At 38.8% G+C, this 18,909-nt stretch carries 17 protein-coding genes; 14 read left to right on the top strand and 3 right to left on the bottom strand.

The window, feature by feature from the left end; genetic code table 11:
• Window positions 1–456 precede the first annotated feature (456 nt).
• The 3 genes from LOS73_RS16885 (at window position 457) to fliD (ending at window position 3,999) form a co-directional block, all read left to right on the top strand.
• Window positions 457–1,941, top strand: coding sequence for a flagellin (locus LOS73_RS16885; RefSeq protein WP_058230558.1), 1,485 nt, complete (start codon window positions 457–459; stop codon window positions 1,939–1,941).
• Between the two features lie 144 nt (window positions 1,942–2,085).
• Window positions 2,086–2,508 carry a flagellar protein FlaG gene (locus LOS73_RS16880; protein ID WP_007379096.1) on the top strand — a complete coding sequence of 141 codons (423 nt, stop codon included), beginning with the start codon at window positions 2,086–2,088 and terminating at the stop codon, window positions 2,506–2,508.
• 48 nt (window positions 2,509–2,556) lie between these two features.
• A complete protein-coding gene (fliD, locus tag LOS73_RS16875) occupies window positions 2,557–3,999 on the top strand; it encodes a flagellar filament capping protein FliD (protein ID WP_007379097.1) in 1,443 nt (480 codons plus the stop codon).
• Window positions 4,000–4,389: 390 nt separating this feature from the next.
• Here the strand turns inward: fliD and LOS73_RS16870 are convergent, their stop codons facing one another.
• The gene (locus LOS73_RS16870) at window positions 4,390–4,704 is read right to left on the bottom strand and encodes a hypothetical protein (protein ID WP_033031494.1); all 315 of its coding nucleotides are present in this window, start codon (window positions 4,702–4,704) and stop codon (window positions 4,390–4,392) included.
• An 8-nt stretch (window positions 4,705–4,712) separates the two neighbouring features.
• A complete protein-coding gene (gene fliS / locus LOS73_RS16865) occupies window positions 4,713–5,114 on the bottom strand; it encodes a flagellar export chaperone FliS (RefSeq protein WP_007377968.1) in 402 nt (133 codons plus the stop codon).
• 353 nt (window positions 5,115–5,467) lie between these two features.
• On the opposite strand from fliS, the gene LOS73_RS16860 reads away from it, so the two are divergent.
• Window positions 5,468–6,904, top strand: a complete 1,437-nt coding sequence (locus LOS73_RS16860; protein WP_096792640.1) for a sigma-54 dependent transcriptional regulator — start codon at window positions 5,468–5,470, stop codon at window positions 6,902–6,904.
• Between the two features lie 242 nt (window positions 6,905–7,146).
• On the opposite strand, the gene LOS73_RS16855 is transcribed toward LOS73_RS16860, so the two are convergent.
• The gene (locus tag LOS73_RS16855; protein WP_457934018.1) at window positions 7,147–7,743 is read right to left on the bottom strand and encodes a DNA-3-methyladenine glycosylase I; all 597 of its coding nucleotides are present in this window, start codon (window positions 7,741–7,743) and stop codon (window positions 7,147–7,149) included.
• A 130-nt stretch (window positions 7,744–7,873) separates the two neighbouring features.
• On the opposite strand from LOS73_RS16855, the gene LOS73_RS16850 reads away from it, so the two are divergent.
• From LOS73_RS16850 to fliL, 10 genes are all read left to right on the top strand, one after another.
• Window positions 7,874–8,986 carry a sensor histidine kinase gene (locus tag LOS73_RS16850; RefSeq protein WP_007377964.1) on the top strand — a complete coding sequence of 371 codons (1,113 nt, stop codon included), beginning with the start codon at window positions 7,874–7,876 and terminating at the stop codon, window positions 8,984–8,986.
• Entirely contained in the window at window positions 8,983–10,422 is a 1,440-nt protein-coding gene (locus LOS73_RS16845; RefSeq protein ID WP_149614306.1) for a sigma-54-dependent transcriptional regulator, read from the top strand. Before LOS73_RS16850 ends, LOS73_RS16845 begins: the two co-directional genes overlap by 4 nt.
• 155 nt (window positions 10,423–10,577) lie before the next feature.
• On the top strand, window positions 10,578–10,910 hold the full coding sequence (gene fliE, locus LOS73_RS16840) for a flagellar hook-basal body complex protein FliE (protein ID WP_007377962.1): 333 nt from the start codon (window positions 10,578–10,580) through the stop codon (window positions 10,908–10,910).
• Between the two features lie 20 nt (window positions 10,911–10,930).
• Window positions 10,931–12,646 carry a flagellar basal-body MS-ring/collar protein FliF gene (gene fliF, locus LOS73_RS16835; protein ID WP_033039951.1) on the top strand — a complete coding sequence of 572 codons (1,716 nt, stop codon included), beginning with the start codon at window positions 10,931–10,933 and terminating at the stop codon, window positions 12,644–12,646.
• Window positions 12,639–13,679: a flagellar motor switch protein FliG gene (fliG, locus tag LOS73_RS16830; protein ID WP_007377960.1), complete on the top strand. Its 1,041-nt coding sequence runs from the start codon at window positions 12,639–12,641 to the stop codon at window positions 13,677–13,679. The genes fliF and fliG overlap by 8 nt, the downstream gene beginning before the upstream one ends.
• 3 nt (window positions 13,680–13,682) lie before the next feature.
• Entirely contained in the window at window positions 13,683–14,489 is an 807-nt protein-coding gene (gene fliH / locus LOS73_RS16825; protein ID WP_457934017.1) for a flagellar assembly protein FliH, read from the top strand.
• A gap of 18 nt (window positions 14,490–14,507) precedes the next feature.
• Complete coding sequence (gene fliI / locus LOS73_RS16820) at window positions 14,508–15,842, top strand: flagellar protein export ATPase FliI (RefSeq protein WP_007377958.1); 1,335 nt, start codon at window positions 14,508–14,510, stop codon at window positions 15,840–15,842.
• Window positions 15,842–16,288 (top strand): flagellar export protein FliJ, encoded by a 447-nt coding sequence (gene fliJ, locus LOS73_RS16815; protein WP_457934016.1) that lies wholly within the window; start codon window positions 15,842–15,844, stop codon window positions 16,286–16,288. Before fliI ends, fliJ begins: the two co-directional genes overlap by 1 nt.
• Before the next feature lie 93 nt (window positions 16,289–16,381).
• Window positions 16,382–18,319, top strand: a complete 1,938-nt coding sequence (locus LOS73_RS16810; protein ID WP_457934015.1) for a flagellar hook-length control protein FliK — start codon at window positions 16,382–16,384, stop codon at window positions 18,317–18,319.
• Window positions 18,320–18,376: 57 nt separating this feature from the next.
• Entirely contained in the window at window positions 18,377–18,907 is a 531-nt protein-coding gene (gene fliL / locus LOS73_RS16805; RefSeq protein WP_033031477.1) for a flagellar basal body-associated protein FliL, read from the top strand.
• Window positions 18,908–18,909 lie beyond the last annotated feature (2 nt).

Below are 18,909 nucleotides of genomic sequence, written 5' to 3'. Positions count from 1 at the left end.
GTATCAAATTTAGCCCCCCCAAATTAATTAAATATTATTACGGACTGGTACTACAATAGTTTGGTTTGTTTACGTGAAGAAGGTCTATGGTGTGTGGTTATTCCCCATAAATAGGCAAATAAGTGTAATATACGCTGCTCACAGGTTCTTTTTAAGGGCGACTAACTCCTTGTTACTCGATTTACTTAACCCACTAGGTTATAAATATCGCGCCATCGTTAACACCTTAAGATTAAATGAATTTTAATCTTAAGGTGTTAACGATGTCATCGTAATAAAATAGACTAATCAACAAATTACAAATTTGTTAACATGAATTTGTAATTTTTTTAAAATAAAAGCTAAAGGTATTTTGTTTCCTGCCGTTAACTTAATCAGTAAGGGGCTTGTACATAAATTTGTTACGGCTCTTGGTTAAATCAAAACAGTACTTTTACGAAAGTAATCAGGAGTTTTATTATGATTTCAGTAAACACAAATGTATCTTCATTAAACGCACAACGTAACCTATCTCAATCAGGTTCTGATTTAGCGACATCAATGGAGCGTTTATCATCGGGTATGCGTATTAACAGCGCGAAAGATGATGCGGCAGGCCTACAAATTTCAAATCGTTTAACATCACAAGTAAATGGTTTAGGCGTAGCGCAAAGAAATGCAAACGATGGTATTTCAATGGCGCAAACAGCTGAAGGCGCGATGAGTGAGTCTACAAGTATTTTACAACGTATGCGTGAATTAGCACTACAATCAGCGAATGGTTCAAATTCATCAGAAGACCGTGAAGCGCTACAAAAAGAAGTATCAGCTTTATCAACAGAGCTAACACGTATTTCAGATACGACTTCGTTTGGTGGTCAGCAATTATTGAACGGCAGCTTCGGTTCAAAATCATTCCAAATTGGTTCAAATGCAAACGAAACAATTAACGTATCACTGTCTAGTGTAGCGGCAGAAAAAATTGGTTCTAACCAAGTTAATCTACAATCAGCAGCAGCAGATGGTTTTGGTCAAGCTGCAGCTGCTACAGCAACACTAGCAACAAGTGCTGTTGCAGGCGGTACATATGATATCTCTGGACGTAATGACGCTCAAGTTACTATTGCTGCAGGCGCTAGCGCAGAAGATGCAGCTGCTGCAATTAACAGTGTAACGAGCTCTACAGGTGTTACAGCTCAAGCAAGAACTGAAGCTGGCTTATCTCTTTCTGCGCTAGCTGCTGCAGATGAATCTGTAAGTTTTGAACTTAATGGTGAGAAGTTATCATTTGTTGCTACAGGTTCTAAATCAGGTGATGAGCAAGCATTAGCAGAAGCTATCAACAGTGCAACAGACGAGCATGGTGTAACTGCAACGATCGAAAATGGTGCTCTTTCTGTATCGAACAATAATGGTGCAGATATTACATTTGCAGATTTAACAGACAGTGCCGGTACACCTACAGTTGAACTTGATGTTACTCCAGAAGGTTATGATGGGGCTGCTGGTACAGCGGTAACATTAAATACAGCCGCTGGTGCAACGAGAGTATCAGGTGCTGTTCAGTTGAATTCTTCAGAGACATTTAGTGCTCAAGCAAGTGATGCGTCTTTAGCCGCCGGTACAACTGATGTAACAAGTAAGCTAAATGATGTTGCTGATGTTGATATTACAAGCCAGAAAGGCTCGCAAGATGCGTTAGCAATTATTGATAACGCGATTGCAAACATCGACTCACAACGAGCGAGCTTAGGTGCGGTGCAAAATCGTTTTGACCACACAATAAGTAACTTAGCGAATATATCAGAGAACGTGTCTGCATCACGTAGCCGAATTCAAGATACTGACTTCGCAACAGAAACAGCAGAGATGACGAAAAACCAAATATTGCAACAAGCAGGTACATCAATCTTGTCGCAAGCGAATCAGTTACCGCAAACAGCGCTTAGCCTACTAGGTTAATAAGCTAATAGTAGCGGCTAGGTTGTTGGCTAACTAATACAAAAAGTCAGTATTAGTAATTAAAAAGGAGATGGCTTTAGCTATCTCCTTTTGTAGTTTAAAGCTACAATTAGTACCAATCATATGCGTAATGCAGGAGGTGATATGAACACCATAACTTCAAGCTCGGAAACGATGTTGCCAGTTTCAACTACAGCGAGTGATGTAAAGCAAGCAGGTAACACTGCTAGTAATTTAACTGAACGTGCTATTGATGATGTAAAGCAAGTAGATACACAGACCCAGCAGCAATTGCAGCAGAAAATGTATGAAAAAGAGGCTGAAGATAAACAACAGCCTTTAGAACGTGAGCAACTAGAAGAAATGGCGCAACAATTGCAGGACTTTATGGGAGAAATGAATCGCAGTCTGCAATTTAAAGTAGATGAAGATTCAGGACGTGATGTAATTAAAGTGCTCGACAAAAACAGTGGAGAAGTAATTAAGCAATATCCTTCGGAGGAAGTATTAAGCTTAGTGTCTAAGCTGTCTGAATCGGCAGGTATTTTGATTGATCAAACGGTTTAGTATCAATATTAAATTAGTTTGTTTTTTAAGTATTTAAAGAGGTGAAGTATGTCTATTTCGTTTAATGGCTTAGGCTCTGGTTTAGCTGTATCAGATATTGTTGATGCATTAGTAAATTCAGAACAAGCACCAGCTGAAGCCCGTTTAAATACTAAAGAAGCTAGTTTAACAACTGATATTTCAGCCGTTGGGGCGTTAAAGTCAGCGCTTGAAAAAGTGCAAACCTCAATGGAAGCCCTTGGTGATAGTGACAAATATCAGCAACGTAGTACATCAGGCACTGATGATTTTATATCAATAAGTGCAGATGAAGACGCACAACCAGGCAGTTATAACGTAAAAGTGGATGCATTAGCGCAGGCTCATAAGTTATCATCAAGCGCATTTACTTCAGATGAGGCAATAGGGGCAGGTGTAATTACGATAGGCTCTGGTGATAATAGTTTCTCCACTGTTTTATCGGCTACCAATACTTTAGAAGACTTACGAGACCAAATTAATAACGGGCCTTTTACTGGCAATGATAGTAATGACTCAGTTGTTGCAACGATAGTAACAAGTGATTTAGGTCAGCACCTAGTGCTCACAAGTAAAGAGACCGGTGAAGAAAACGCGATTAAAATCACTGTACAAGACAGTGATGGTAATAATACAGATACAGGTGGATTATCTCGATTAGCCTATGATGTAACAGATGCAGACCCCCTAAATCATACAACTAACTTAACTGAAGTAAACGCTGCGCAGAATGCACAAATCACCATTGATGGCACGTTGGTTGTATCTAGCAGTACTAACGAGTTTAGTAATGTGATTGATGGTGTCGATATTACCGCTAAAAAACTGCATGATGCCGCGGATAGTGGTGACATAAGTGACATATCGGTCACTGAAAATAACAATAATATTAAAAGTGGTTTAAGCGGCTTTATTGCAAGCTACAATGAGTTGCTAGAACTTAGTAACACTTTAGGTGCATCTGGCGAAGATGGCGTAGGTGTAATGGCGGGAGATTCCCTATTACGTGGAGTCATGTCTAAACTAAGAGATACAATAACAAATTCAGTTAATGTAGAAGGTAATTCGCTGTCACTTTCACAACTAGGTGTAACAACAGACCGATATGGTGTGCTTAGTTTAGATAGTGATACCTTAAGTGACCAAATTAATGCAGATGTAGGTTCTGTGCAGCAGTTTTTTGTTGGCAGTAACGATGATGATGGTGGTTTTGCACAGTCGTTTGATGAGTTAATGAGTTTCTATACAGATTCTGACGGAATTATTCAAAACAGAATCGATAGTAAAACAAATCAACTAGATGATTTAGATGATCAGCGAGAGAGTTTAACAAGTAAAATGGAATCGTTATCGTCTCGACTATATGCTCAATATAACGCAATGGATTTATTAGTTGCAAGCCTTAATAACACCAGTAGTTATGTTCAAGCTCAATTAGAAAATATGCCAGGTGTAGTTAGACAATCAAATTAATCCTTTAGTAAAAGCTTTACTAAACGTGAACAATAAAAAACCGCTAAGCTTAAACTTAGCGGTTTTTTACTGTGTAATATTTATCTGAGATAATACTTATACTAACCTGCTTATATGGGGTCTATTTAACCTAAACTCTGGACAATAAATCTATCTCGGGCAGCTATTTTCAGCGCTAATACCAATCTGCAATAAAAATCGATCAATTTGAGAGCTTAAACTTGGCGCTAACTGTGTTAAAAATTTCTGATATAGAACAACTAAATAGCGAAATTTTTGCCCAGTTATCGACAAGGTTTTCTTTCCTCAAAATAGCTCACTTAATTAAGCTGATTGGTATAAATTACGTGTAATATATAGAGTATTGAATAAAGTTATTCAATTTACTTACTAAGTCGCTTTATAAGCCTTAATAGCCCTTCCTGACTTTTTATACTTAATAATTGCTTTAGATGATTCACTTTTAGCTATGTTAGCTTTAGCTAAAATGGAATTAATTGTAATTTGAATTGACTGTAATTGCTCTGCATTAGGGCTGTTATTACTTTCACACCATTTTTTTAAATCTGTATTTAAGGTTTTTAAAATGGGTTGAGCTTCATCGGCATTATTATCGTTTACTAACGATTCAATTTCCTTAAGCAGTATTTTTATATGTTCTGCTTGATTTGTTGTTAGCTGCTCTGAAGCATTACTCGCATTCATAATATAAGCTAAACCGCAGAAACACGTTGATCAACAGGAATATTATCCCAGCCTTCTTTTATTTCTTTTACAATGTTAGACACCTCTAATACCGCGTCAACATCATTATTTAAATTGGCTTTGGTTAATGTGCGTTGGCAATAATCGTAAAGTGCCAATAAGTTGTTAGAAATACTAGGGTCTTGTTCTACTTCTAAATTAAGTGCATCTTGCAGCGCGCCGAATAACAAAACGCAGGCTGATATATTCTCGCCCTTTTTTTCAATCTCTTTTCGCTCAATAAATCCTTTTGTAGCTGCTAAGCGACCAATAATATTACTGAAAATAAGATTTATTTGTTCGTACGGGGTCATTTCGGCAATATTACTTACACGAACTTGACTGTATTTTTTTACTGAAACATGAGCCATGGGGAAATCCTAGATTTAAACGATAAAAATTATGTAAAAATAAAAGCAATAATAATGCCAAGCATTTTTTACTTATCTATTTATCGGCATGTTCGCTTTCAACTTAAGCTAATATTAGATTATATTTATTAAGAAAGTCAGCTTTGCTAAGGAATTAAATAATTTTAAAAAATGATTTTGACACAACTTCAATAATTGGTACTTAATTGTTAATTCTTAAGTATTGTTATTTTAACTAGCTGTCTGTTTTTTGGCGTTTATGTCAAAAAAATGCCGCTATCGCTTGCATCCATGGCGAACTGGCTTACAATTTAGGTAATTAAATAAATGAGTGAAAGTACGGCTCGCTAAATATGATCTTGATTTTAGATAATAATAACAATCGCGCAATAGGTTTAAATGCATCGCTTACTTTTATTGGTGAAGCAGTACAATTGTTAAATGAAACAAATTTTGAACAAGAGTGTGAAAAGTACCAACAAAAAGAATGCATGATCATTTTAGGTGCATTGCAGTCTCTTGATCACGAAGGTTTAATTAAGCGCTACCCAACCTTACCTTTTTTATTAATAGGCGAAACCCTTAAACCATTACTAAGCATTGCTAATGTGGTTGGCCTCATTTGCGAACCGTTTAGTCATGAAGTAACAACACAGTTGCTTCACGATTGTCAGCAATATCAGCGAATGTTACCAAATGGACATAAACATACCAAACCCCTCAAAACCTTTGACGGGCTAGTGGGTGAAACAGATGCAGTAAAAGATGTACGCTTTTTAATTGAGCAAGTGGCAAAAACGGACGCTAATGTTTTAATTTTAGGTGAGTCAGGAACCGGTAAAGAAGTTGTTGCTCGTAATGTACACCTGCTTTCTAAGCGTAACAATGGGCCATTTGTGCCTGTTAACTGTGGTGCTATTCCGGCGGAGTTATTAGAAAGTGAGCTATTTGGCCATGAAAAAGGGGCATTTACAGGAGCAATATCCGCTCGTAAAGGACGCTTTGAACTTGCACAAGGTGGTACGCTGTTTTTAGATGAAATAGGTGATATGCCGTTGCAAATGCAGGTTAAGTTGCTGCGCGTATTACAAGAACGCAGTTACGAGCGAGTTGGCGGTACAAAGGCGATTCAAGCTGATGTACGTGTTATTGCTGCAACGCACCGAAATTTAGAAAATATGATTGAAGAAGGTAGTTTTCGTGAAGATTTGTACTACCGATTAAATGTATTTCCTATTGAAAACCCGTCATTAAGTGAGCGCGCAGATGATATTCCGCTGCTTTTAAAAGAACTGATGCGCCGTGTTAACGATCAAACAGGTTCTACCGCTAAGTTTACTGAGCGCGCAGTGGAGAGCTTAAAAGAGCATGCTTGGCCTGGTAATATTCGTGAGCTAGCTAATTTAGTGGAACGAATGGTTATTATGTTTCCTGAAAAGGTAGTCGATATTCCCGATTTACCTAATAAATACCGCTATATTGAGGTAGAAGCATATGAGCCTGAGTACCCAGAAGAGTTAATGGAAAAAGACGCGTTTAATGATATATTTAGCACAGGATTCAGTGATTACGAAAACGAACCTGAAGCAGAGTTTAACCAAGTTGGAAGTGGGTTGTTGCCCGATGACGGTATTGAACTTAAAGATTACTTAGCCGAGCTTGAAATTAGCTTAATAACGCAAGCGTTAGAGCGCTTTGATTACGTTGTGGCTCGCGCAGCAGAAATATTAGGTGTACGCAGAACCACGCTAGTTGAAAAAATGAAAAAGTATAACCTTTCAAGAGATTAGTTTTTGAACGCCTGCAAGCAGCGCGTCTACAAAACAACCTCAAAAACTTTGGTGGTAGACGTCTAGCTTGCTCACGTGAAAAGCGAAGCTTTTAATTATTTAAACACCCATCCAAAAAACTACGTTTTTGAACGCCTGTAAGCAGCGCGTCTACAAAGCAACCTCAAATCAAAACTTTGGCGTAGACGCTGAGCTTGCTCGCGTGAAAAGCGAAGCTTTTAATTACCTACCTATTTACCTGCTTACTCACCACTAAAAGCCTTAATAATTTCTTCTTTTCTAAAACAGTCATTACTGTGATCGTTAACCATACCGCAGGCTTGCATGTGTGCATAGACTGTTGTTGGGCCTAAAAACTTAAATCCTCGCTTTTTTAAGTCTTTAGCAAATGCAGTTGATTGTTCAGTTATAGCAGGGTAGTCCTCAATATTATTCACGTGACTAACAAGCGGCTTATTACTCACAAATTGCCATTGATAATTGCTAAAGCTACCAAACTCTTTTTGAATACCGATAAAACATTTTGCGTTATTAACAGTTGCTGCAATTTTTAAACGGTTACGAACAATCTCTTTATTTAACATTAGACGCTCAATGTCATCTGATGTAAATTCAGCTACTTTTTTTACATCAAAATTAGCAAATGCCTTTTTATAACCTTGGCGTTTTTTTAATATGGTGTACCAACTCAAACCCGCCTGCGCTGATTCAAGAGTTATAAATTCGAATAGTTTTTGGTCATCATAAAGTGGCACCCCCCATTCTTCATCATGGTAAGTAACGTAGTCAGGTTTAGTCGTGTCTAGCCATGGACAACGGCATTCTATTTGCTCACTCATTATTATTCCTTAGCGTGCGTCATTTTTATGTCGCTTGTTTTTCTTATGTAACTTAATGATAAATATATAAATAAACTTTGGTACAAATTGTGCATTTAACTCTGTATCTACATTAGTTTGAGATTTGATTATGGCCCTTGCAAGCGTGCTAAAACCACAGTTTATTTCTGCAAATAAGTATAACCCATGTTTACTTCAAGAGGAGTACATTGGTGAGCTAAGTGATCTTCGTAAGCAGGCAAGTTGGCTTTCGCACTTGGTTGATACAATGCCCACTGGTGTTGTTGTACTTGATGGTAAAGGCATGGTTGCTAAAGCGAACCAAATTGCGATTGATATGCTTGGTGAACCACTTGAAGGTGAAAAGTGGTTTTATGTTATTCAGCGGTCTTTCAAACCACATCAAGATGATGGACACGAAGTATCATTAAAAGACGGGCGTTTAATTAAGCTCGATATTACCGCTTTGGCTCCAGAGCCGGGACAACTTATTTTAATGACGGACTTAACTGAGACGCGACGTTTACAAAAACGTGTTGCACATATGCAGCGATTAAGTGCGCTGGGTAAAATGGTGGCGTCTCTTGCGCATCAAGTACGCACGCCTCTATCTGCAGCAATGCTTTATGCTGCTAACTTAGGTTCAAAGCGCTTGCCAGAAGCATCTCGCGATAATTTCCAAACTAAATTGATGTCACGATTAAAAGATTTAGAAACGCAGGTTAATGACATGCTGTTATTTGCTAAAAGCGGTGAGCAGCAAGTCGTTGAACAAGTCTCTATGCAGCAATTATTAACAGAAGTGAAAACCGGTGCTGATGCCATGGTCGCACTTAATGAAAGCGAGCTGGATGTAAGTCTTCCTGAACCAGATATTGTAATAGTGGGGAATAAGACAGCGCTAGCCAGTGCTGTTCAAAACCTTATTCACAATAGCATTCAAGTGATTGGTTCTGGGGCTAAAGTGCATTTGAGTGCCGCGACTGATTTACAAGATCACGACTTTGTGCGTATTAGTGTAAGCGATAATGGTCCCGGTATTGATTTAAGTCAGGCTGATAAAATGTTTGAACCCTTTTTTACTACAAAAAGCCAAGGCACTGGTCTAGGGCTCGCTGTTGTAAGTTCGGTGGTTAATGCGCATCAAGGACGTGTTGACGTTAGTAACAATGCTCATGGTGGAGCTTGTTTTAGTTTACTGTTGCCAATACGCGCGACATCTAAATTAGAGGAATCATTATGAGTAATATTATTTTAGTCGTAGAAGATGATGCGGGGCTCCGTGAAGCTTTAATTGATACGCTGGAGATGTCAGGTATTGAATGCGTTTCAGCTAATAGCGCAGAGCAAGCGATGTTATTGCTTAAAAAAGAGCAATTTTCATTAGTCGTAAGTGATGTGCAAATGGGAACCATGAGTGGTTTGGACTTACTGCGAAGTATTAAATTAAATTATCCCGATTTACCTGTATTGATGATGACGGCCTATGCCACGATTGATGATGCTGTTGAAGCTATGCGTTTAGGTGCTATTGATTATATGGCTAAACCATTTGCACCTGAAGTGCTGCTAAATATGGTGAGTCGCTATTTGCCTGAAAAAGCGAAAGAGACAGATGGCCCTATTGTTGCCGACCCAAGTAGCATTCAATTACTCGAACTTGCAAGTAAAGTTGCACGCTCTGATGCGAGTGTAATGGTGCTCGGGCCTAGTGGTTCAGGTAAAGAAGTGCTCGCGCGTTATATTCACGATAAATCGAGTCGATGCAATGAACCCTTTGTTGCTATAAATTGTGCTGCGATCCCTGAAAATATGCTTGAGGCCACTTTATTTGGTTACGAAAAAGGGGCGTTTACAGGTGCTATTCAAGCATGCCCTGGTAAATTTGAACAAGCGCAAGGCGGAACAATTTTACTAGATGAAATCACTGAAATGGATTTAGGATTACAGGCAAAGCTACTACGAGTGCTACAAGAGCGGGAAGTAGAGCGTTTAGGTGCTCGTAAGACAATCCAACTAGATGTTCGTGTATTAGCAACGAGTAATCGTGACTTAAAAGAAGCGGTCGCTAAGAACCAATTTAGAGAGGACTTATATTACCGACTTAATGTTTTTCCATTAATGTGGCGACCTCTTTGCCAGCGCCCTGGTGATATAATTATACTCGCAAAGCATTTAATAGAACGCCATATAAATAAAAGTAAAGAGCCTATGGCCTACTTAGATAAAGCAGCAGAGCAAAAACTACTTGCTCATGCATGGCCTGGTAATGTTCGTGAACTGGATAACGTAATTCAGCGAGCACTGATACTACGAAGTGGTAATACAATAAATGAACATGCTATTTTTATCGAAAACTTAGTAGCAAGCGATTTTGTAATTACACCAACAGAAGTATTGGAAACAGCAACGTCAAACGAAGCTATAAATAGCTTAAGCACGGCATATTACGATGAAAAAATGCCTATGGTTGGTGAGCCAAAGCAAGATTTACTTGCGGTTGACACCGGGAGCTATAAAGATGAACTTAAAGACAAAGAGCATAGTATTATTTTAGAAACATTAGCTCGCTGTCAAGGTAAGCGCAAAGATGTAGCAGAAACATTAGGTATTAGCCCTCGAACATTACGTTATAAGCTAGCGCAAATGCGCGATTTAGGTATTTCACTTCCTGCATAATCCCTCTAAGCCCCAAATTTAATTAATTTAATTTGGGGTTGTCAAAACTCTGACTCACAAGCTGACTGTAACCAATTGTTTTAATTGTGTTTTTAGTTGGCATGGTTTGTGCTTTATTATCTTTATAAGCTTAACTGCATTGTCAGAGAAAAATTATGAAAATTCAAAATAGCGCTGTCTTTCAAGAAATGCAATCAATGGCCCTTGAAGCTGGCCGTAATAATCAAATTAATAAATTGCCAACTCAAGTGCAGTCTACTTCTACTGCACAATTTGGCGATATGCTAAGTAATGCGCTAAATACAGTGCATGAGTTACAACAAGATACAGGCCAAAAAGTAAAAGCAGTTGAAATGGGTGACCGAAGTGTATCGCTTGCTGAGGCGATGATTGCTTCTCAGAAATCTTCGGTTGCATTTGAAGCTACAGTACAGGTTCGTAATAAACTTGTAGAAGCTTACAAAGAAATCATGAACATGCCTGTTTAACTAGGTAGTGGAGAATTATCGTGGCGCAATCTAACCAATCTACAGACCTTGCACTTGCTAGTGGTGATATCGACCAAAGTGATAGTGATGATCAACAAGAACAGAAATCAGGCTATTTAAGTGCTTTAAATGGTACTGATGTATTACGCCAAGTGACACTGGTTATAGCTCTGGCTATTTGTTTGGCTATTGCCATTTTTATCATTATTTGGGCACGTCAGCCAGATATGCGCCCATTGGGTAAAATGCAAACAGAAGAGTTAATTCAAACCCTCGATTTTTTAGATGCACAAAAGATAGAATATCAACTTGATGGTAATGTCGTATCGGTTGATGAAAGTGAATATCAAAATATAAAATTATTAATGACTCGCGAAGGGTTAGACCAAGGACCTACTTCGGGATCAGATATTATCATGCAAGATATGGGGTTTGGGGTTAGTCAGCGTCTTGAACGTGAGCGCCTCAAACATGGTAGAGAGCAGCAATTAGCACGTACTATAGAAGAGCTTAATAATATTACTCGTGCGAAAGTATTGCTTGCTATACCAAAAGAGAACGTATTTGCGCGCAGAGAGAAAAAGCCATCTGCCACCGTTGTGCTAACACTTAAACGTGGACGCTCTCTTAATGGTGAAGAGATAGACTCTGTTGTTGATATGATTGCTTCAGCAGTACAAGGCTTAGAGCCAGGTAGGGTGACTGTTACAGATCAAAATGGTCGCTTATTAAATTCAGGTTCGCAAAGCTCATTAGCAGCACGTTCTCGTAAAGAGTACGACTTAGAACGTAAACGAGAACAAGAATATTTAGAAAAAATAGACAGCATTTTAATACCTGTCGTAGGGCTTGCAAATTATACAGCCCAAGTTGATTTAAGTATGGACTTTAGTGCGATAGAAGAAACACAAAAACGCTACAATCCAGATTTACCTGCAGTGAGAAGTGAAACCACATTTGAAGAAAATAACATAGGCGGTTTAGCCGTTGGTATTCCAGGTGCGCTTACGAATCAGCCTCCACTAAACTCGAATATTCCAGAAGTAGCAGGACAAGGTGGTGCAGGAACAGGCACTTCGCCAACTCGTAATCACAAAGAATCTACGCGAAACTATGAGCTTGATACTACTATTTCGCATAAACGCCAGCAAACGGGGGTAATACGCAGAATAAGTGTATCGGTTGCTGTTGATTATATTCCAAAAGTGGATGAAAACGGCGAAACGACCATGACACCACGATCAGTGGAGGCATTGTCAAATATTCGTCGTTTATTACAAGGCGGTGTCGGGTTTGATATGCAGCGTGGCGATGCACTTGAAGTGGTAACAGTGCCATTTGTGCGTGAAACGACAGGTTTAGACCTTGAAGTCCCAATGTGGGAGCAAGATTGGTTTGTGAAGTATGTGCGTCTGGGTCTAGGTGCCTTAGTAATTATTGTTCTTATTATGGCCGTTGTTAAACCAATGCTTAAACGTCTAATTTACCCAGATAATACCTTGGAAGAGTATGATGAAGATGCATTGAGTTCAGGGGTTGATATTGGTGACAGTACACTTGATATGCTAAATAAAGACTTTGATTCTGCTTCAATTGGCTTCTCTAGCGATGGTACACTACAGTTACCAGACCTACATGGTGACGAGGACTTATTAAAAGCAATTCGTGCCCTTGTAGCTAACGAACCAGAACTATCATCACAAGTAGTGAAAGCGTGGTTAACAGAAGATGACTGATCAAGAACAAAAACAACTGCCAACAGCATTTGATGTTGATAAGCTCGATGGTGTAGATAAAGCGGCTATATTACTTTTGAGTTTATCAGAAGAAGATGCGGCGCAAATACTCAAGCATTTAGAACCTAAACAGGTACAAAAAGTGGGTATGGCAATGGCGGGCTTAGATGACTTGTCTCAAGCTAAAATAAGTGCCGTGCATAATTTGTTTATTGAACAAATTCAGAGTTTTAGTACGATAGGCTTCCAATCTGAAGATTTTATCAAAAAAGCACTTACAGCTGCATTGGGTGAAGATAAAGCAGCCAGCCTTATTGACCAAATTGTTATGGGATCAGGCGCTAAGGGACTTGATTCTCTTAAGTGGATGGACTCTAAGCAGGTAGCGAATATTATTCGTAATGAGCATCCGCAAATTCAAACTATTGTTTTATCTTATTTAGAGCCAGAGCAGTCTGCTGAAATATTGGCACAGTTTCCTGAAAAAGTACGTTTAGATTTAACTATGCGTATTGCTAATCTTGAAGAAGTGCAACCTGCGGCATTGCAAGAGCTCAATGAGATTATGGAAAAACAATTTGCAGGTCAAGCGGGTGCGCAAGCAGCTAAAATGGGCGGTTTAAAAGCTGCAGCTGATATTATGAACTACCTTGATACAAATGTAGAAGGGCAGTTAATGGACTCTATTCGTGAGCACGATGAAGAGATGTCACAGCAAATTCAAGACTTAATGTTCGTATTTGAAAACTTAATGGATGTTGAAGACCGTGGCATTCAAGCAATTTTGCGTGAAGTACAACAAGATGTACTTATGAAAGCGATTAAAGGCACAGACGATGCTCTTAAAGAGAAAATATTAGGTAACATGTCTAAACGTGCAGCAGAAATGCTTGCTGATGATTTAGAAGCAATGGCACCTGTAAGAATTAGTGAAGTTGAAGCTGCGCAAAAAGAAATTTTATCAACTGCACGTCGTTTATCTGATTCTGGCGAGATTCAGCTAGGTGGCGGTGGTGGTGAGGAGTTCCTGTAAAGCATGAGTAAGTTAAAAGGTCGTCCACTCAATGCAGAAGAAGCAGATGAATTATTAAAAAACTGGCCGGTGCCAGATATGGCTCCGGACGAAAGAAGTTTTGGAGATCGTTCAACTGCTTTTGGCACACCACTTTCGGATTTATACAAAAAAGAAATGGCCGAGGAAATACCTGTAGAGGAACCACAAGAACCTGAATTACCTTCTATTACCATGGCTGAACTTGAGCGAATTCGACAAGATGCTTATGAAGAAGGCCTTAAACAAGGCCATGAGCAAGGTTATATTGATGGTTTTGATAAAGGTGTTACAGAGGGCAAGGAGGCCGGTTATAAAGAGGGGCTTGAACTAGGTAAAACTCAAGGTCATGAGGACGTAAAACCATTAATTGAAGAGCAACTCACGGGTTTGCGTAGCATATTAGATAATTTAACTACTCCTTTGAATAAAGTGGATGAACAAGTTGAAAAACAATTAGTCCAATTGACAGTAATGCTTGCTGAAGCAATAATTTATCAAGAAGTAAAAACCTCTCCTGATGTTATTTTACATACACTTAAACTAAGTATAGATTCGCTTAATGCTGAGCAAGAAAAGGTACGTATACATTTACACCCAGAAGATTTAGAACTCATAAAAAACAGCTATGGAGAACAAACCATCGCAGATAATAGTTGGCAACTAATCGCTGAACCTACACTTGAACGTGGTGGTTGTGAGGTTAAAACGGCCCAATCCTCACTCGATATGACCTTGAAAACTCGCGTCAAAGAAACATTGGATAGTTTTTTGCATAATAGTGGTATCTAACTACTTTATTGGCATGTCATGTCTGAACAATGTGCATCTTTAAGCGAACGCTTATCTCAATATAAACAGCATATTAATACACCAGCCCTCGCGGTAGCGGGTATTTTAACACGTGTCGTAGGCCTCACACTTGAAGCAAAAGGTCTACGTGCGCCTGTTGGAAGCCAATGCAAAATAGAAACTATGAATGGTTTTGTTGATGCTGAAATAGTAGGTTTTAATGAGCAAACTCTTTACCTAATGCCTAATGATCATATTTCAGGAGTATTACCTGGTGCTCGAGTGATCCCTCAGGTCAATAACTTAGGTTTACCCGTTGGAATGAGTTTGTTAGGCCGCGTTGTTGATGGATTAGGTCGCCCACTTGATGGTCTTGGTAAAATAAATGCGGAACATTATTTAAAATTTGCACAAAATACTATAAACCCACTTTCTCGACGTCCGATAAGCCAGCCTATGGATGTGGGAGTGCGTGCTATAAATTCGGTCATTACTGTAGGTCAAGGCCAGCGCATGGGCTTGTTTGCAGGTTCTGGTGTCGGTAAGTCGGTGCTTTTAGGTATGATGACACGCGGCAGTGAGGCCGATGTTATTGTTGTTGGACTCGTAGGTGAACGTGGCCGAGAAGTAAAAGAATTTATTGAAGAGATTCTTGGTGTAGAAGGGAGAAAACGTTCAGTTGTTGTTGCTGCACCGGCTGATTCATCTCCTCTTATGCGTTTAAAAGGCTGTGAAAGTGCTGTAACAATTGCTGAGTATTTTCGTGATCAAGGTTTAAATGTATTGTTGCTACTAGATTCAGTTACTCGATATGCAATGGCACAACGTGAAATTGCACTTGCTGTTGGCGAGCCTCCAGCTACAAAAGGTTATCCGCCATCAGTGTTTGCTAAATTACCGGCGCTGGTGGAACGCGCCGGTAACGGCGGGGAAGGGCAGGGATCAATTACTGCTTTTTTCACAGTATTAAGTGAAGGTGATGATATGCAGGATCCCATTGCTGATGCTGCACGGGCTATTTTAGATGGTCATATTGTACTTTCCCGTGATTTAGCTGACAGTGGTCATTATCCGGCAATTGATATTGAAAAGTCGATTTCACGAGTGATGCCTCAAGTTGTCTCACAAAAGCATATGCAACAAGCTCGTGTGCTTAAGCAGGTATATTCTATGTATCAGCAAAATAAAGATATGATCACTTTAGGCGCTTATCAAAAAGGCACTGACCAAATGCTTGATCAAGCTATTAATATGATGCCCAGAGTTAATACTTTTTTACAGCAAGGTATGCGTGATGTGATTAGTTACGATGATGGCTTACAAGGCTTAGCACAACTATTAGGACAAGCATAATGGCTAAGAATAAGCTGTATTTGTTGCTCAAGCTTGAAAATGACAAAGAAGAAAACTTACGCATGAGTTACCTACAAGCAAATCAGAATTTGCAGGCCAATCAACAAAAATTACAAGGTCTGAATGATTTTCGAATGGAATACATGCAACAGTTACATGTAAAAGGCCAGTCAGGTTTATCAAGTGCAGGATTTAGTCAATATCATGCTTTTATAGCAAAAATAGAAGAAGCAATTCGCCAACAGGCGAGTACAGTTAATACGGCTAAGCAAGTAGTCAGTCAACGAAAAGCAATTTGGTTAAAGCAACAAATTAAAGCTAAAGCTGTTGCTAAGTTAATTGAAAACCAAAAATTAAAAGCAGATGTGCTTATTGCGAAAAGTGAGCAAAAAATGTTAGATGAGTTTTCATCCAACCAATTTTTTCAGCGTCGTAAACTTTTATAAATTAGGCACGTAAATTGCTTTATTTAGGCAGTCTTTAATTTTTGGCAATATGCGGTGGCGTGTTGCCGCAATAATGTTAGGTGGTTTATGGTGATGAATGATATTTCTAGTTTGGTTGCGTCTGAGCAAGATTCTTATTTAGCCTCTAAAGACAATCGTTTAGCTAAAGACAATCGTTTAGCTAAAGATAAAGAAAGCAATGACACCGAGTTTCTAAATCAGTTACACAGTGCGCATAATTCAATTGAAGCGGCAAGTAAACGTAGCTCTTCAGGTGATGCGAAAGATTCGATTCGTGCCGCTGAGCCTAAACAGGCAAAAACTGATATTGTAGAAAATGAGCAAGAAAACCAAGATAATACTAACTTATCTGGAGATAGTATGCTGGCTCAAATTAACTCTGCACAAGCTATTGATATATCAGTTAAAAAACACTCTGAACAGAGTTCTGATACTATTGATACTGATTTAGATAAAACTAAATCCGCTGATAATATAATTTCAAGTGCATCACAAAACATCGGGCAAAAGGCCGCTGAACAAAAAAGTACTGAATCGCAAGCTACTGACAAAGGTACTAGCGATGCTGCAGCATTAAATAAAAGTAATATAAATAAAGGTTTTGCCGCAGAGAAGCTTGATGAGCAATTAAATCCAGTCGTTGATAAAAATGAACACGATAAAGAGGGGCCTATTATAGATAAACCAGGCGTCGCCAAACGTGTTGCTGCTGATGAATCACAAATTAAACCTGCCTTGGTAGACAACAAGCAAACGCCAAAAAGTGAGATCACGAATACTCAACGTGTAAGTAATGTGGATTCTCAAAGCAGTAACAGTGCTGCAGTTGAAACGTTGTTAAGTAAAGATGATAGTGCAATAAAGTTAGATAAAATATTGTCAAGTTTGACTCCTGTGCAGCGTGAACAATTAATTACTCAATCTCAAACCGTAAATAAATCAACTAACAATGATAATATTGCGGCTTTAAAACAAATGCTTAATGCGTTTGTGACTGAAAATAATAAACCACAAGCTTTAGTACCTAAACAATCTTTTAATGCAGAAATTAGCGCGTTAACGACGACTGAAAAACAAGCGTTATTGTCTCAGTTAACAACTTATATTAAAACCGAACAGCCACAAGGTGCTCAGTTAACTTATCTCAAAGAAGCGGTAAGTGTGCTTGAAACATCAATCAATTTAGAACAACCAAAGAATAAAATAACTACTTTTGTTGCAGGTGAAACTCCAAATACTGTTTACAATCCGCAGAAGCAGAGTGTGAAATCGACAATAAATGAAAATAGTATTCCGCCAGACCAATTAGCTGAGGCGGACGATGATTTGATAAAACAACTAGACACGATTCAAAAAGATGGTTCTAAAATCAATAATGCAGAACAGCTAACCCCGCGTTCTATGCAGCTATTTACACAAATCACAGGCGCACTTGATACCTTGCAAAGGGGCGGATTAAGTAATTACGATACTTTAGGCTATGAACAAGCAATACTAGATACGCAAGTGTTGCAATCTCAACAATTACAAAGCACTGCGCAAGGTAAGCAAATGAGTATTGATCCGGGTGTTATGCAGGCGGTTAATATTATTAAAAGTGATGCCGCTAAGCTCTTGCAAGAGCGCGTCAGTTCAATGCTAAGTATTAACAATAAAGAAGCTGAAATACGCTTAGATCCACCTGAAATGGGCAGTATGCAAATACGTATTAGAAGTGATGCTGAGCAAGCCCAAATTAATTTTGTAGTACAAAATCAGCAAGCAAAAGAGGCGTTAGAACAATCATTACCTCGTTTGCGTGAAATGCTCGCACAACAAGGTATTGAATTAGGCGATAGCAGTATTTCATATGGCGATTCTAAGAACGAAACCACAGAACAAAATGACGATGATTCAAAAAACGGTTTGGTTAATAAAAATACCATTAACGAAGAAAATGCCGATTCAGGAGAGGCTCAACTACAAAGTTCTCGACAACAAACTTCATCAGCAATAGATTACTATGCCTAAGTACTGCTATTATAATAACTAAAACAAGTAAGTACCTTTGCAAATAAAGGAAATACAATGGCTGAAGACACTAATTTAGAAATTGAAGAAACAGGTAAAAGTAAAAAGAAGCTGATAATTATTATTGTTGCCGTTGTACTTGTTGTTGGTGCCGCCGCAGGTTATTTTTTAATGTCAGGTTCTGATGAGGTCCCAGCAGAAACGTTAGATGAAGAAACGGCCATAGTGGCTGAGGCTCCTGTTGCTTCTGGCTCATCTGCTTCGATTGGCAGTGCACTGTATGTTGCTATGCCAAGACCTTTTGTATTTAATGTACCAGGTTCAAGTCGTGATAGGATTGTACAAATTAAAGTGCAGTTATTGGTTCGTGGTGAAGTCAATGAAGAGACTGCAAAAAAACATATCCCACTTATAGAAGGCACGTTATTAAGTGTATTTTCTACAACTACAGCTGATGAATTAAGTACAAGTGCAGGCAAAGAAACATTGCGTTTTTCTGCGCTTGAAAAAGTACAAACAGCTTTAGCTGGCGTTGAAGGTAGTAAAGTAATTGAGCGGGTTCTGTTTACCGGCTTTGTGATGCAATAAGG

The sequence above is a fragment of the Pseudoalteromonas sp. SCSIO 43210 genome, assembly GCF_054133285.1.
This window is presented reverse-complemented; position numbering and strand designations above follow the sequence as displayed.

What these genes read in the sequence shown, in the direction of transcription:
- LOS73_RS16880 (WP_007379096.1), top strand. Translation starts at nt 2,086, where the DNA reads ATGAACACCATAACTTCAAGCTCGGAAACGATGTTGCCAGTTTCAACT.
- fliD (WP_007379097.1), top strand. Translation starts at nt 2,557, where the DNA reads ATGTCTATTTCGTTTAATGGCTTAGGCTCTGGTTTAGCTGTATCAGAT.
- LOS73_RS16870 (WP_033031494.1), bottom strand. Translation starts at nt 4,704, where the DNA reads ATGAATGCGAGTAATGCTTCAGAGCAGCTAACAACAAATCAAGCAGAA.
- fliS (WP_007377968.1), bottom strand. Translation starts at nt 5,114, where the DNA reads ATGGCTCATGTTTCAGTAAAAAAATACAGTCAAGTTCGTGTAAGTAAT.
- LOS73_RS16860 (WP_096792640.1), top strand. Translation starts at nt 5,468, where the DNA reads ATGATCTTGATTTTAGATAATAATAACAATCGCGCAATAGGTTTAAAT.
- LOS73_RS16855 (WP_457934018.1), bottom strand. Translation starts at nt 7,743, where the DNA reads ATGAGTGAGCAAATAGAATGCCGTTGTCCATGGCTAGACACGACTAAA.
- LOS73_RS16850 (WP_007377964.1), top strand. Translation starts at nt 7,874, where the DNA reads ATGGCCCTTGCAAGCGTGCTAAAACCACAGTTTATTTCTGCAAATAAG.
- LOS73_RS16845 (WP_149614306.1), top strand. Translation starts at nt 8,983, where the DNA reads ATGAGTAATATTATTTTAGTCGTAGAAGATGATGCGGGGCTCCGTGAA.
- fliE (WP_007377962.1), top strand. Translation starts at nt 10,578, where the DNA reads ATGAAAATTCAAAATAGCGCTGTCTTTCAAGAAATGCAATCAATGGCC.
- fliG (WP_007377960.1), top strand. Translation starts at nt 12,639, where the DNA reads ATGACTGATCAAGAACAAAAACAACTGCCAACAGCATTTGATGTTGAT.
- fliH (WP_457934017.1), top strand. Translation starts at nt 13,683, where the DNA reads ATGAGTAAGTTAAAAGGTCGTCCACTCAATGCAGAAGAAGCAGATGAA.
- fliI (WP_007377958.1), top strand. Translation starts at nt 14,508, where the DNA reads ATGTCTGAACAATGTGCATCTTTAAGCGAACGCTTATCTCAATATAAA.
- fliJ (WP_457934016.1), top strand. Translation starts at nt 15,842, where the DNA reads ATGGCTAAGAATAAGCTGTATTTGTTGCTCAAGCTTGAAAATGACAAA.
- LOS73_RS16810 (WP_457934015.1), top strand. Translation starts at nt 16,382, where the DNA reads ATGAATGATATTTCTAGTTTGGTTGCGTCTGAGCAAGATTCTTATTTA.
- fliL (WP_033031477.1), top strand. Translation starts at nt 18,377, where the DNA reads ATGGCTGAAGACACTAATTTAGAAATTGAAGAAACAGGTAAAAGTAAA.